Raw genomic sequence first — 14,974 nt, 5'->3', positions numbered from 1 at the left:
ATAATTTTTTTGTCCTGAATCATTGTACCAGTAAAACCAGTCCCTTTCAAGGGTAAAAATCGAATATTCTTTCACAATCAAAAGCGTTTCTGTCAGAAATACGAACATTTTTAGTTATGTTTTTGTAAAATAATAAAATATACGAATATTGTTCGTGTTTTACTCTCTGATTTTAATCCCTTAATAAGCAAAAAAACGAACTCAAAAAATGAGTTCGTTTTTTAAAATTCTGTCCTCGGCGAAAGCGAAGAAAATTTATTATATTCTTTAATGAAAAGTAATTCGACCGTTCCACGCGCACCACTACGGTTTTTCTCAATGATGACTTCTACAACATTGTCAACTTCTGGTGGCTCATGATCGCCGTCTTCTCCTTCACCACGATCGTAGTAATCATCACGATAAAGAAAGGCAACGATATCGGCATCTTGCTCAATGGAACCTGATTCACGAATATCACTTAACACAGGACGTTTATCTTGACGTTGTTCCACGCCACGAGAAAGCTGTGACAAAGCGATAACCGGGACTTTTAATTCTTTCGCTAATTTTTTTAATTGACGTGAAATATCAGAAACCTCCTGTTGGCGGTTCTCTTTTCCAGTTCCTTCAATCAATTGTAGGTAGTCGATCAAAATTAGACCTAAGTTGCCTTTTTCTTGTGCTAATTTACGACATTTCGCACGAATTTCGGTAATTTTAATCCCTGGTGTGTCATCAATATAGATATTCGCACGGGACAAACTACCCATCGCAATAATTAAGTTTTGCCATTCTTCTTCAGATAATTGCCCTGTTCTTAAATGGCTGGCCTCAATGGATCCTTCTGCACAAAGCATCCGGTTCACTAATGATTCTGCCCCCATTTCTAAACTAAAAATAGCGACAGCTTTATCTGTTTTGGTGCCGACATTTTGGGCAATATTTAATGCAAAAGCGGTTTTCCCTACCGCTGGACGGGCCGCTAAAATAATTAGCTCTTCCGCTTGCAAGCCGGCAGTCATTTTATCCAATGCTTGATAGCCTGTAGGTAAACCAGTAATCTCTTCATCATTTTGGTATAATTGGTCAATATTCGCAATAGTTGTATTTAGAACATCTGAAATTGATAAAAAGCCACTACGATTCCGCTTTTCGGAGACTTCTAAAATGCTTCGTTCTGCATCATCCAAAATAGATTCAACATCTTCACCTTGCTCAAAGCCTTTAGTTACAATCTCTGTAGCGGTTTGGATTAAGTTGCGCAGCAACGATTTTTGTTCAACAATTTTTGCATAATAAATGACATTGGCAGCTGTTGGCACAGCTAAAGCTAAATCTGACAGATAACTTAGTCCACCAACATCTTCTAACAAATTCTCTTGTTCTAGGCGATCTTTGATTGTTACCACATCAATCGCTTCATTTCGGTCGCTTAAGGTCATCATCGTTTGGAAAATCAACTGATGACTACGACGATAGAAATCTTTAGGTTCCACATATTCCATCGCTTCTATTAGCACATCTGCATCTAAGAAAATAGAACCTAAAACGGCTTGTTCCGCTTCAATATTTTGCGGTGGTACCCTATCTTGCAATAATTCATTCATTTTGTTCTCTCCCACGATGTCTTACTTTCTGGTTCATTTAGTCTATCCATTTTAACACAATTTCATTAAAAAAAGTACATTTTTTCTCTGCTGATTTCTCTATTTTTAGTTCACTTTCCAATTCTAAAAAATATACAAATAATAAAAATATAATACTTTTGTTAATTTAAAGTGTTGTTTATTTGATTTTTAAATATTATAAAAATAATTCGAGTAATTTATTTTGCATAAAAAAGAAGCCGGAGAAATCGGCTTCTTTTTTATCGATTGTATTATTCCGCTACGACATGAACCTTAATTTTCGCTGTAACTTCATGATGTAGTTTGACTGGTACGTTAGTGTAACCTAAAGAACGAATTGGGTTGGCTAATTCGATTTTGCGTTTATCCAATTTTACATTGTATTGTTTGTTTAAGGCTTCTGCAATTTGTTTTGAAGGAATTGAGCCAAATAAACGGCTGTCTTCTCCAGCTTTTGCCTTGATCTCTACGACAGTCTTTTCATCTTCTAAAAAGGCTTGCATTTCTTTTGCTTGTGCTAAAACTTCTGCTTCATGTTTTTCTTGGGCTTTCTTTTGACCCGCTAACGCACTCATGCTCCCTTTATTGGCTTCTTTCGCATAACCATTTTTAATTAAAAAGTTTTGGGCGTAACCAGTTGGCACTTCTTTTACGTCCCCTTTTTTTCCTTTTCCTTTAACGTCTTGTAAAAAAATGACTTTCATTTCCTTCACTCCTGTTCATACATTTCATTAATATTTTGACGAATTACATCAAGTAGTTGCTCTTTTACTTCTGCTACTGTTACGTTTGATAATTGTACTGCCGCATTAGTAAAGTGACCGCCACCACCTAAATTTTCCATAATAATTTGGACATTAATTGAACCATTACTCCGAGCACTAATGCCAATCTGTTGATCCTTCCGCTTGGTAATGACAAATGCTGCATTAATCCCTGCCATAGAAAGTAATGTGTCCGCTGTTTTGGCAGCTGTGACACTATCATATTCTTTGTCTTCACTCCCGGCAACAACGACGGTATCTTTTGTGACATATTCGCTTTTAGAGATTAAGTTGTTCATTTCCAGATAGCTTGTAAGATCAGAACTTAATAGATATTGTACTAAAGATGAGTCTGCTCCACAAGTTCGTAAATAACTAGCCACATCAAATGTTCGCGCCGTCGTTCGTGTATTGAAACTTTTCGTATCAACCACAATTCCCGCCAACATCATGGTTGCTTCAAAGGCCTGCAGTTTATTTGCGCTATTACTTTGGTATTCGATCAATTCTGTGACTAATTCTGAAGCAGAAGAGGCAGAAGATTCAATATAAGAAAGCAAGGGTTTTGCTGGAAATTCGTCTCCTCGTCGATGGTGATCAATGATTACTACTTTATCAAAACGCTCATAGAGCTCTTGTGAGATCGATAGAGACGGTTTATGGTAATCTACCATAACTAATAAGCTACTTTCTTTCTTGCGCTTCATGGCCTCTTTAGGACTAATAATGCGCTCTTCTAATTCTGGGTACTCTTTAATCGCCTCTAACACTCTTTTGACATCGGGAATGATTTCATTTTCATCTAAAACAATCCACGCTTTTCGATTATTAAACGAAGCTAAACGAGCAACACCAAATGCTGAACCTAACGCATCCATATCTGGATAACGATGGCCCATAATATAGATATCAGCTGATTCCGCAATAATTCCCTTAATTGCCATGCTCATTGCGCGAGAACGTACTTGGGAACGTTTCGTCGTTACTGCCGTTTTTCCACCAAAAAATAACGGCTTCGCTTCATCTTTGGCTTCTTTTACAACCACTTGATCGCCGCCACGTACTAAAGCTGTATCTAGGTTTGTTTGAGCTGTTGTCCCGGTTTGATCTAAGGTTGGCCCCCCATAAGCAATCCCCATGCTTAACGTAATGGCTACTTCATGGTTAGCTGATTCCTTACGGATCGTATCCAAAATAGAAAATTTTTCGTCCATCATTTTTTGAATATCTTCCCATTGGGCAATGAAAAAATAACGTTCTGCGTTGATTCGCTTATAAAAAACTTTGTATTGGTCCATCCAATCAGAAACCATCGTCGTAATGAAACTATTCAAATAAGAAATTTCTTTCTCATCCATTGTATCGGTGACATCATCATAATTATCGACAGACACAATGCCAATAGCCGTTTGCATTTCGACTTTTTCTTGATACAAATTACTTTCTTTAGTGATATCTTCAAAAGTAATTGTATGTTGTTCTTTATTGACGCTAAAGCGATAGGTATTTTCGTCAATTGTAAAAATATCTTGGTTTCGTTCTGCTAATTCTAAATAAGACGTAACTTGGCTAGCGGTTAACGTTAGCTGATTGTCTTTATTAAAAATAGAAGCAGCATAAGGATTAAGCCATTCTACCGCGCGTGTTTCCCCGTTATACGTAATAATTCCTACAGGTACTTCATTCACAACATAATCCAACGATTGTTCAGCAATGGAACTTGCTTCTTGAATCTTTTCTACGTTCGTAATTTCTACATCTCTAATCAACAGCCGAATAACCACTAAGAGAAAGATATCTAATGCGATAATTACCGCCAATAGCAGCCATTTATTTGTTAGTAAGAAATAGAGGAGAAATTCTACTAAGAGAAGACCCACAACAATTAAGAAACCGTTTTTTTGAATTCTCTTCTTTTGCATTTTTTTTTGCCTCCAATCTTTCTGCAGACCTTTGAGGCGACTTGTTCCAACGAGCATATTGCTCTGGTGATTCACTAGTTATTTCATCCCTTATTTTATCACAAAACACTTCATTCTGCGAACCTTGTTATGTTTCACGTGAAACACTAGTCAAGATAAAAAAGAACCAAAGAGCAAGCTCTTTGGTTCTGGAAATTGTCATAAAATTATTGTTCGTCACTAACGAATGGTAATAATCCCATGATACGTGCGCGTTTAATAGCAATCGTTAATTTACGTTGGTTTTTAGCGCCAGTACCTGTAACACGACGTGGTAAAATTTTGCCACGTTCTGAAATGAATCGTTTTAACAATTCAGTATCTTTATAGTCGATGTATTCGATGTGGTTTGCTGCGATGTAGTCGACTTTCCGACGTTTACGTCCGCCTCTTCTTTGTTGTGCCATTCTTGTTCCCTCCTATCAAATTCGTTTAGAATGGTAAATCATCATCTGAAATGTCGATAGATGAACCTGAGCCACCAAATGGATCAGAATCTTTATCGAAATCAGGCATACCGTTATTGTTTTGCGACTGAGAAGATGATGGATTGAAACTATTGTTGTTGTTATTAAATCCAGAACCGGCATTGTTATTACCAAAGCTACGATTTTGTGATTGATAACCATTTTCGTTGTTATTAAAGCTACCGCCGCCAGTTCCTCTTTGTTCTGAAGCAGAACGAGATTCTAACAATTGGAAGTTTTCACAAACCACTTCAGTTACGTAGACACGTTGACCTTGTTGGTTCTCGTAGTTACGAGTTTGAATTCTTCCGACAACACCTAATAATGTACCTTTACGGGCATAATTAGCCATTGTTTCTGCGGGTTTACGCCAAATCACACAGTTGATAAAGTCTGCTTCACGGTCACCATTTTGATTCGTAAAGTTACGGTTTACAGCAAGTGTAAAGGTCGCAACAGCTGAACCACTAGCGGTGTAACGTAAGTCAGGATCTTTTGTCAATCTTCCGACTAATACAACGTTATTAATCATTCAAAACATCTCCTTTCGTCAATAAATGTTTCATGTGAAACAAATTATGCTTCTACCTTCACGATCATATGACGGATAATATCGTCATTGATTTTTGCTAAACGATCAAACTCGTTGATTGCGCCAGCTGTTGATGGAGAAGTAACATTAACGATATGATAGATGCCTTCACGGAATCCGTTCATTTCATATGCTAAGCGGCGTTTTTCCCAATCTTTAGATTCGATAACTTCTGCTCCGTTATCTTTTAAGATTGTGTCGAAACGTTCTACTAAAGCAGTTTTTGCTTCTTCATCAATGTTCGGACGAATAATGTACATGATTTCGTACTTCGTATCTTGACTCATTGATTTTCACCTCCCTATGGACTTCAAGGCTCTTAGTTGGCTAAGAGCAAGGAGAACATACCTAAAAAGGTAGTTCACAATCTCTAATTATATGCTAATTGATGGACAAAAGCAAGAAATAGTTTTGAAAAGCCCCAATAAAAAAGTTTCGCCAACTGGCGAAACTTTTTTATGTTATTCTTCTGTTTCTGATGTTGTTTCGTTTTCTGTTGTTTCTACAACTTCAACGATTTCTTCTTCCACTTCTTCTGGTTCTACAACAGCCATTGTTACCACTTTGGCACCATCTTCCATTCTCATTAAACGAACCCCTAATGTTGCGCGTCCTGTTTGAGAAACAGAATCAACGTTAAAGCGGATAATGACGCCTTTGTTCGTAATCAATAAGATATCTTCATCCCCATTGACCGTGGTTAAACCAGCTAATGGACCATTTTTCTCAGTGATATTTGCTGTCTTAATCCCTTTACCGCCACGTCCTTTAACTGGATATTCAGAAGCTTTTGTACGCTTACCATAACCATTTTCAGTAATGACTAGGACTTCTTTGTTTTCATCCAGAATCGCTGCACCGACCACATAATCATTTTCGCGGAGACGGATTCCCCGAACACCTGATGCTGTCCGGCCCATATCACGTACAGTATTTTCATCAAATGTGACAGAGTATCCTGCATGTGTTCCGATAATCATCTTCTGATTGCCATTAGTCGTTACCACGTTAACTAACTCATCATCTTCTTTTAAGCTAATGGCGATTAATCCATTACTACGGATATTAGAAAAGGCTGTTACGGCTGTCCGTTTGACGGTTCCTTTTAAGGTTGTGAAGAACAAGTATTTACCTGCTTCCGCTTTGCCCTCAACAGAAATAATCGCTTGAATTTTTTCTGCAGAATCAATTCCCAGTAAGTTAATTACTGGAATTCCTTTTGCTGTTCTACCGTATTCAGGGATTTCGTAACCTTTTGCTCGGTAAACTTTCCCAGTGTTCGTAAAGAATAATAACGTGTCGTGTGTTGAACAAGAAACTAGGTTTTTCACGAAATCATCATCATGAACGCCCATGCCTTGGACACCACGTCCGCCACGGCGTTGCGCCCGGAATTCGGAGTTTGCCATCCGCTTAATGTAGCCGTTATTGGTTAACGTAATCACGACTTCTTCTTCTTCGATTAAATCTTCATCTTCAAGACTTAGGACTTCACCTACTAATAATTCTGTGCGTCGTGCATCACCAAATTTTGTGCGAACGTCATTTAACTCTGTTTTAATGATTTCAATGACGCGTTCTGGGCGGGCTAAAATGTCCTCTAAGTCCGCAATGAATTTCAATAGCTCTTGATATTCATTTTCAATTTTGTCGCGTTCTAAGCCTGTTAAACGGCGTAAACGCATATCTAAAATCGCTTGCGCTTGACGATCTGAAAATTCAAAGCGTTCAATTAACGTTGCTTTTGCTTCGTCATCTGATTGTGATCCACGGATAATGGCAATGATTTCATCGATATGATCTAAGGCAATTCGTAGACCTTCTAAAATATGCGCCCGTGCTTCTGCTTTGTTTTTGTCAAAAATCGTCCGGCGAGTAATGACTTCTTTTTGGTGCTCGACGTAATTTTCTAAAATACGTTTCAAGCTTAAAATTTTCGGTACGCCTTTTTCAATGGCTAACATGTTAAAACCAAAAGATGTTTGTAAGGCAGTCATTTTGTACAAGTTGTTTAACACAACAGAGGCACTCACATCTCGACGAACATCGATGACGATCCGCATGCCTTCACGAGAAGATTCATCCCGCAAATCAGTAATTCCTTCAATTCGTTTATCTCTGTGTAATTCAGAAATTCGTTCGATTAATTTGGCTTTATTCACCATATAAGGCAATTCAGTTACTAAAATACGTTCTTTTCCATTCGGCATTTCAGTCAATTCAACTTTTGCACGAACAGTAATCGAACCTTTCCCTGTTTCATATGCTCGGCGAATCCCTGATTTCCCCATCACTAAACCGCCTGTTGGAAAATCTGGTCCAGGTAACACTTCCATCAATTCATTCGTCGTTACATCAGGATTGTCCATCAATAAACTTGTTGCATCAATCACTTCACTTAAATTGTGTGGTGGAATATTTGTTGCCATCCCCACCGCAATCCCCGTTGTTCCGTTAACTAGTAAGTTTGGAAAACGAGCAGGTAAAACTACTGGTTCTTGTTCTGAATCATCATAGTTTCCTTGGAAATCGACTGTATTTTTGTTAATATCTCGTAGCATTTCTAAAGCAATTTTACTCATACGTGCTTCGGTATAACGCATAGCGGCAGCGCCGTCACCATCGACAGAACCGAAGTTTCCGTGGCCGTCAACTAACATAGCCCGATAACTAAAAGGTTGTGCCATCCGCACCATTGATTCGTAAATCGCACTGTCCCCATGGGGGTGATATTTACCCATAACATCCCCAACAATCCGGGCTGATTTTTTGTGTGGTTTATCAGGGGTTACCCCTAATTCGTTCATTCCATATAAGATTCGGCGATGAACAGGTTTTAAACCGTCACGAACGTCAGGTAACGCGCGGGCTACGATAACACTCATTGCGTAGTCAATGAAAGATTCTTTCATTTCGCTGGTCAGATTGACGTCTTGAATGTTTTCTTTAATTTCTTCACTCATGAATTTTTTCCCCTCTAAATATATGTTCTAGCGTCTCTTACAACGTTGCGACACATTAAATATCCAAGTTTTTCACGTAATGGGCATTTTCTTCGATAAACGCACGACGTGGTTCCACACGATCGCCCATTAGCATTTCAAAAATTTGGTCAGCTTCAATGGCATCATCGACACTCACTCGCGCCATTAATCGTTTTTCTGGGTCCATTGTTGTTTCCCAAAGTTGGTGATCATCCATTTCACCCAACCCTTTGTAACGTTGAACACTTGGTTTTGGTGAAGCAGGTAATTCTTCTAACACTTTTGCTAGTTCCTCTTCAGCATGTTTGCCCGGTTGAACGTAGGTGATGTTTTTCCCTTGTTTCACACCATATAGTGGTGGTTGGGCAATATACACATAACCAGCTTCAACAATTGGCCGCATGAAGCGATAGAACAAGGTTAATAACAACGTTCGAATATGCGCACCATCGACATCGGCATCGGTCATAATCACTAGTTTGTGATAACGTGCTTTAGAAACATCGAAATCTTCGCCGAAGCCTGTTCCCATAGCTGTAAATAATGACCGAATTTCTTCATTGGCTAAAATTTTATCCATGCTGGCTTTCTCGACATTCAAGATTTTCCCACGAATTGGTAAAATGGCTTGGAATTCACGGCTACGGCCTTGTTTTGCTGAACCGCCGGCCGAGTCTCCTTCGACGATAAATAATTCGCATTTTTCCGGATCTTTACTTGAGCAATCAGCCAGCTTCCCTGGCAAGTTGCTAATTTCTAACGCGCCTTTACGACGGGTGACTTCACGGGCTCTTTTAGCGGCTAAACGAGCTTTTGAGGCCAACATGCCTTTTTCGACAATTTGTTTGCCGACTGTTGGATTTTCCATCAAGAATTTTGTAAAGTATTCTGAGAATAAACGATCCGTGACGGTCCGTACTTCTGAGTTTCCTAATTTCGTTTTGGTTTGTCCTTCAAATTGAGGATCTGGATGTTTGATGGAAACCACTGCGGTTAAGCCTTCACGAACATCTTCCCCAGTTAATTTTTCATCGTTTTCTTTCATCAATTTTTGTTTACGTGCATAGTCATTAATCACACGTGTTAAAGAAGTTTTAAAACCAGATTCATGCGTTCCGCCTTCATAAGTATGAATATTGTTGGCAAAACTTAAAATATTTGAGTGGTAGCCATCTGTATACTGCATTGACACTTCCACTGTAATATCTTGTTGCTCTCCTTCAATGAAGATTGGCTCTGGGAAAATAACGTCTTTATTGGCATTTAAATGCTCAACATAACTCTTAATCCCGCCTTCATAGTGATACTCTTTTTTATCTTCTTGTCCTTCACGACGGTCTTCAATTGAAATGTGTAAGCCTCGATTTAAAAAGGCTAATTCACGAACCCGTGTTGCTAATTTATCAAAATCATAAACGGTTGTTTCTGTAAAAATTTCAGGATCTGGAATAAAGTGAACAGTGGTTCCGTGACGATCCGTTTCTTCGATAACTTTTAGGTCATCAACAACCGCACCACGACGATATTCTTGGTAGTACACTTTGCCATCTTTATAAACACGAACATCTAAACTGGTCGATAAAGCATTAACAACAGAGGAACCAACACCGTGCAAGCCACCTGATACTTTATAGCCGCCACCGCCAAATTTCCCGCCGGCATGTAGCACTGTAAACACTGTTTCCACAGCTGGGCGACCTGTTTTGGCTTGAATCCCGACTGGAATTCCACGACCATCATCGATAACAGTAATACTATCGTCTGGTTCGATAATTACTTGAATTGATTTAGCAAATCCTGCTAAGGCTTCGTCGATAGAGTTGTCAACGATTTCCCATACTAAGTGGTGTAACCCTTCGCCACTAGTAGAACCTATGTACATACCAGGACGTTTCCGGACAGCTTCTAAGCCCTCCAAAACTTGAATCTGACTAGCGTCATATTCTTGCGCACGTTCTCTCATGTTTTTTTCTTCTTCTGTCATGTCGCTGAATTCCTTTCTATCTTGCCTTGTTGAACATAGAAAATATCTGGTTCAACTGTTAGCTTGTCTTTTATGTGATCTAAACTAGTTGTCGTTAAGAACGTTTGAACTTTGCCTTCAATCGTTTCTAACAAGTGAATTTGACGTTCATTATCTAATTCACTCATGACATCATCTAGTAATAACACAGGATATTCTCCTGTTTCTGAATGCATCAAATCAATCTCTGCCAATTTAATACTTAAAGCTGTCGTTCGTTGTTGGCCTTGTGAGCCATACGTTTGAACATTTTGACCATTGACAATAAATAGCAAATCGTCACGATGAGGGCCTAAAAAAGTATTCGCTTTAAACAATTCACGCTTACGATTGTTCATTAATTGTTGGAGCAATTGATTTTGAAGTGCTTCTAAGGAAAGATCCGTGTTGTCAATTGGGATGCTTGATGCGTAGTCAATGGTGAGCGTTTCGCGTCCATGACTAATTTTTTGATGGAGTAAGTTTGCCCAGTGTTCTAATTTTTTAAGAAAACCTAACCGAGCGTATAGAACTTTCCCGCCAAATTCAGCTAGCTGCTCTGTCAAAATATCCAGATAAACAGTATCTGTTTGTTTCTTTTCAGCTAGTTGTTTTAGGTATTGGTTCCGTTGCTTTAAAACAGACTGATATTGGACAAGATCATAAAGATAAATAGGACTCACTTGTCCGAGTTCCATGTCAATAAATTTCCGGCGGACTTGAGGTGAGCCTTTCACCAAAGATAAATCTTCTGGGGCAAATAAAATAACATTCAGTTGCCCAATGTACGCACTGAGCCTTTTTTGCTCAATGTGGTTAACCTTGGTTTTACGTCCTTTGTTGGAAATTAAAATTTCCAACGGCACGGTGCCTGTCTTTTTTTCAACCACACCGCTAATTTTAGCTGCTGCTTGTTCCCAGCCAATTAATTCTTTTTCATTGCTGGTTCGATGACTTCGTGTCATTGCTAGAACATAAATGCTTTCTAACAAGTTGGTTTTTCCTTGGGCGTTTTCGCCTAAAAAAAGATTTAACGTTTTTGGAAAATCTAAGCTGACTGTTTCATAATTACGATAATGCTGAAGTGTCAGCTCATTCAGCCGCATCGTCGGACTCGTTTCCGTTTTTCACCATAAAAAAAGTACCTTCTTCAGGTATCTCAATCATCATGCCCGCATAAAGTTTCCGTCCGCGACGATTTTCCAACTCGCCATCAACAAACACGCTATTGTCTGCCAAATACCATTTGGCTTGGCCGCCACTACCAATGACGTTGATTTCTTTAAGAAACTGACCAAGCGTTATATACTCAGTTGCTAAAACAAACGTTTTTTTCAATGTGCATCCCTCTTTTTTCTAATACGTTCTCATATATATTATACCCTTTTTCATAAGAGAAAACAAATTTATCTGTCTAATTTTCATTCTAAGCAATTTTAATTCTAAATGACCGAAAATATTATTAGGATAAAAAAACTCTTAAAAAGCATTTTAAAACGGTAATTGATATTTTCTTGAGAAAAAAGGGACCTGATTTGGCAGAAATGACGAGTAGCGTTTAACTAAAAAACAATTAGGGGTAACTCAAAGACAAACGAAGAGGGCGCGCAATGAAGAAAAGTAGCTTGTAGAGGTCTGAGCGTCGTTTTAAGCAACGTAAACTTCTTTCACTAGGAAATGTTCATAAAAAAATGAACAGCTCTTAAACGAAAAATTAAAGGGCTTTTTTCTTTATCCACTAAAAAAAAAGGCAGAATTTATTCGTCAAACGATAGTTCAAACATTCACAATCATATTAGCGTAAAAGCTATTTCAGTTTTAAAAAGCTTATCTAGTAGCGTTTATCGACTTTAAATAGACGACAAAAAAGAACCTTCGGCGATCATAGTGATTTTCCGAAGGTCTTTTTTAAACATGATTAATTTGTACGAACCGGTGTAATTAGTTGAATGAAATCTAGTTCTGTTTCGGTTGGCTCCAATGTAAACGGACGAATTGGAGAAAGGAATTTCACGGTAATATTCATATCGCCAAACGCTCGCAACGCATCTTTCATATAATCTGGATTGAAAGAAATATCCAACGCTTCACCAGAAACATTTTCATAGTTTAAAGCTTCTTCGACTTTTCCAATTTCAGGTGAATTTCCATATAAAACAACAGAATCTGGTGAAATTGAAAGGCGAACAATATTGTTACGTCCTTCATGAGAAAGTAAAGAGGCACGTTCGATTGCTGAAAGCAATTCTGGTACATAAAATTCAATTTGCGTGTTATGGCTAGTTGGAATTAAACGGTTGGTATCAGGATAATTTCCTTCTAACAAACGAGAATAGAAGTACATTGTTTCTGTTTTAAATAGCACTTGGTTTTCCATAATGCTGATTTCAACCATTTCTTCTTCATTGGTTAATGAACGAGAAAGTTCAGTTAAACTTTTTCCTGGAATTACAATGTTAAAGTCTTCTACTGCTTGTTCTGTCGGGATCACACGTTGACTTAAACGATGTGAATCTGTCGCAACGGCAAGTAATTTTTGATTTTCTAAAATAAAGTGAACCCCAGTTAAAATTGGACGACTTTCGTGCATCGATACAGCAAAACCTGTTTCACTAATAATTTTTGTCAATAAATGAACAGGTAATTTCATTTGGTTTTGAGTATCAATTACTGGTAAGTGCGGATAATTATCAGCATCTAATCCATTGACCGTAAAATCAGCTTTTCCTGAAGTAATTGCAACTTGATTGTTATCTAGAACTTCCATTGTGAACATATCTTCTGGTAATTTACGAATAATTTCGCCAAAGAAACGAGATTGTAAAACGATGCTACCTGTGCGTTCAATGGTCATTTGAGCTTTTTCATCGTCTTTACTTAAAAAACTTTCAATTGAAATATCCGCGTTACTCCCAGTAAGTGATAAGCCATCTTCTGATAACACAATTTTAACACCTGTTAAGATTGGAATCGTTGTTTTAGAAGAAATTGCTCGTTGAACAGTTTGTAATTCTTGTAAAAAGACACTTCGTTTGACCGTTAATTTCATAATGTAAACTCCTTTTTAAGTATTTTCAATACGTTCTAATTTTGTACGCCACTGTTTTGTATATTATATATAAATAAATAATAAAAGTAATAGGGCATGTTGATTCTGTGGAAAAGTCAAAAGAGCATTGATTTTACTAAGTTATCCACTTGTGTATAAGTTGTGGATAACTTTGTTCTTTTTTGTTTAGTTTTCCACATCCTAAGAGTTCAATAAATTTTTAATTTCACTGACTTCTTTTTGAATCGCTGGATCTTTTTCCAATAATTGCTGAATCTTTTCGTGCGCATGAATCACCGTTGTATGATCTTTGCCGCCAAATTCGGCACCAATTTTTGGCAAGGAATTGTCGGTCATTTCTCTAGCAAGATACATTGAGATTTGACGAGGAACCACAATTGTTTTCACCCGTTTTTTCCCTTTTAAATCCTTAAGAGGCACATGATAATATTTGGATACTTCTTCTTGAATTTGTAAAATGGACAATTGATTTTTACTACCAACTGATTTTAGAGATTTCAAGGCGTCCGCCGCTAAACTAGTGGTAATATCTTCTCCATTAATAGTTGCAAAGGCTTGAACGCGGACCAAAGCACCCTCTAATTCACGGATGTTGGAATCAATTTGACCAGCGATATAACTTAGTGTATCATCCGGAATTTCTAAACGCTCGGCATCTGCTTTTTTGCGCAAAATTGCAATCCGTGTTTCTAAATCAGGCGGGGTGATATCGACAGACAAACCCCAAGCAAAGCGAGAAACTAATCGTTCAGGTAATTTTGGAATATCATTCGGCGGGCGATCACTTGTTAAAACAATTTGTTTATTTTCATTGTAAAGATCGTTGAAGGTATGGAAAAATTCTTCCAATGTTGCTTCTTTTTCCGCCAAAAATTGAATATCATCGACTAATAATAAGTCAACATTGCGATATTCTTTCCGAAATTGTTCGGATGTCTTTGTTTGAATTGAGTTGATAAATTCATTCGTAAACGTTTCGCTACTAACATATTTGACTTTGGCATCTGGTTGATTCACTAACATTTGATGACCAATAGCATGCATCAAATGGGTTTTCCCTAACCCTACACCACCATAGAAGAAAAGGGGATTGTAAATCGAACCAGGATCCTCGGCAACAACAAGCGCTGCAGCGTGCGCCATTTGGTTTCCTTTACCAATAACGAAGGTGTCGAAAGTGTACTTAGGATTAAGCATCGCTTTTTTACTTTGTTCACTAAAAACAACTTCTTCTTCGGCAGGTTCTTCGAGTTCTTGTGCCAGTGCTGCGTCTTTTTCATCGGCAACAACAAAATGGGGCATCACTTCTGCACCGGTCAATTTAAATCCAGTTTCGACAATTTTTGCCGAAAGATTTTTTTCCCAGTAATCACGATGAACTGCAGAAGGGACTTCTAGCCACAATTGATTGTTGTCTAATTTCAAAGGGCGTGTGGTTTTAATCCAAGCATCAAAACTTGGCGCCGACAAAATCGCTTGATAGGCTTCTTCAAGGCTATGCCAAAAACTTTCCACGTCGGGCAT

At 38.1% G+C, this 14,974-nt stretch carries 12 protein-coding genes; all 12 read right to left on the bottom strand.

The features are described 5' to 3' along the window. Nucleotides 1-221 precede the first annotated feature (221 nt). Nucleotides 222-1,589, bottom strand: coding sequence for a replicative DNA helicase (dnaB, locus tag IGL13_RS00060; RefSeq protein ID WP_002381331.1), 1,368 nt, complete (start codon nt 1,587-1,589; stop codon nt 222-224). Between the two features lie 272 nt (nt 1,590-1,861). After that, on the bottom strand, nt 1,862-2,314 hold the full coding sequence (gene rplI / locus IGL13_RS00055) for a 50S ribosomal protein L9 (RefSeq protein WP_002356023.1): 453 nt from the start codon (nt 2,312-2,314) through the stop codon (nt 1,862-1,864). Nucleotides 2,315-2,319: 5 nt separating this feature from the next. Further along, entirely contained in the window at nt 2,320-4,296 is a 1,977-nt protein-coding gene (locus IGL13_RS00050) for a DHH family phosphoesterase (RefSeq protein ID WP_010710069.1), read from the bottom strand. A 206-nt stretch (nt 4,297-4,502) separates the two neighbouring features. After that, nucleotides 4,503-4,742, bottom strand: a complete 240-nt coding sequence (rpsR, locus tag IGL13_RS00045) for a 30S ribosomal protein S18 (protein WP_002356021.1) — start codon at nt 4,740-4,742, stop codon at nt 4,503-4,505. Nucleotides 4,743-4,767: 25 nt separating this feature from the next. Then, nucleotides 4,768-5,334 (bottom strand): single-stranded DNA-binding protein, encoded by a 567-nt coding sequence (gene ssb, locus IGL13_RS00040; protein ID WP_002364599.1) that lies wholly within the window; start codon nt 5,332-5,334, stop codon nt 4,768-4,770. 44 nt (nt 5,335-5,378) lie between these two features. Next, complete coding sequence (rpsF, locus tag IGL13_RS00035) at nt 5,379-5,681, bottom strand: 30S ribosomal protein S6 (RefSeq protein WP_002356019.1); 303 nt, start codon at nt 5,679-5,681, stop codon at nt 5,379-5,381. A gap of 174 nt (nt 5,682-5,855) precedes the next feature. Beyond that, nucleotides 5,856-8,357, bottom strand: a complete 2,502-nt coding sequence (gyrA, locus tag IGL13_RS00030; protein WP_002361457.1) for a DNA gyrase subunit A — start codon at nt 8,355-8,357, stop codon at nt 5,856-5,858. A 55-nt stretch (nt 8,358-8,412) separates the two neighbouring features. Then, nucleotides 8,413-10,362: a DNA topoisomerase (ATP-hydrolyzing) subunit B gene (gene gyrB, locus IGL13_RS00025; RefSeq protein ID WP_002359210.1), complete on the bottom strand. Its 1,950-nt coding sequence runs from the start codon at nt 10,360-10,362 to the stop codon at nt 8,413-8,415. Beyond that, on the bottom strand, nt 10,359-11,486 hold the full coding sequence (recF, locus tag IGL13_RS00020) for a DNA replication/repair protein RecF (RefSeq protein WP_002356016.1): 1,128 nt from the start codon (nt 11,484-11,486) through the stop codon (nt 10,359-10,361). The genes gyrB and recF overlap by 4 nt, the downstream gene beginning before the upstream one ends. Continuing rightward, entirely contained in the window at nt 11,473-11,718 is a 246-nt protein-coding gene (gene yaaA / locus IGL13_RS00015; protein ID WP_002356015.1) for a S4 domain-containing protein YaaA, read from the bottom strand. Before yaaA ends, recF begins: the two co-directional genes overlap by 14 nt. 580 nt (nt 11,719-12,298) lie before the next feature. Continuing rightward, on the bottom strand, nt 12,299-13,429 hold the full coding sequence (dnaN, locus tag IGL13_RS00010; protein WP_002356014.1) for a DNA polymerase III subunit beta: 1,131 nt from the start codon (nt 13,427-13,429) through the stop codon (nt 12,299-12,301). Between the two features lie 201 nt (nt 13,430-13,630). Further along, entirely contained in the window at nt 13,631-14,974 is a 1,344-nt protein-coding gene (dnaA, locus tag IGL13_RS00005; protein WP_002356013.1) for a chromosomal replication initiator protein DnaA, read from the bottom strand.

The sequence above is a fragment of the Enterococcus sp. DIV1937 genome, from assembly GCF_050535975.1.
Lineage (GTDB): Bacteria > Bacillota > Bacilli > Lactobacillales > Enterococcaceae > Enterococcus > Enterococcus faecalis.
This window is presented reverse-complemented; position numbering and strand designations above follow the sequence as displayed.

Coding starts and splice junctions, on each gene's coding strand:
- rpsR (WP_002356021.1), bottom strand. CDS start 4,742: ATGGCACAACAAAGAAGAGGCGGACGTAAACGTCGGAAAGTCGACTAC.
- gyrB (WP_002359210.1), bottom strand. CDS start 10,362: ATGACAGAAGAAGAAAAAAACATGAGAGAACGTGCGCAAGAATATGAC.
- gyrA (WP_002361457.1), bottom strand. CDS start 8,357: ATGAGTGAAGAAATTAAAGAAAACATTCAAGACGTCAATCTGACCAGC.
- dnaA (WP_002356013.1), bottom strand. CDS start 14,974: ATGCCCGACGTGGAAAGTTTTTGGCATAGCCTTGAAGAAGCCTATCAA.
- IGL13_RS00050 (WP_010710069.1), bottom strand. CDS start 4,296: ATGCAAAAGAAGAGAATTCAAAAAAACGGTTTCTTAATTGTTGTGGGT.
- ssb (WP_002364599.1), bottom strand. CDS start 5,334: ATGATTAATAACGTTGTATTAGTCGGAAGATTGACAAAAGATCCTGAC.
- dnaB (WP_002381331.1), bottom strand. CDS start 1,589: ATGAATGAATTATTGCAAGATAGGGTACCACCGCAAAATATTGAAGCG.
- recF (WP_002356016.1), bottom strand. CDS start 11,486: ATGCGGCTGAATGAGCTGACACTTCAGCATTATCGTAATTATGAAACA.
- dnaN (WP_002356014.1), bottom strand. CDS start 13,429: ATGAAATTAACGGTCAAACGAAGTGTCTTTTTACAAGAATTACAAACT.
- rplI (WP_002356023.1), bottom strand. CDS start 2,314: ATGAAAGTCATTTTTTTACAAGACGTTAAAGGAAAAGGAAAAAAAGGG.
- rpsF (WP_002356019.1), bottom strand. CDS start 5,681: ATGAGTCAAGATACGAAGTACGAAATCATGTACATTATTCGTCCGAAC.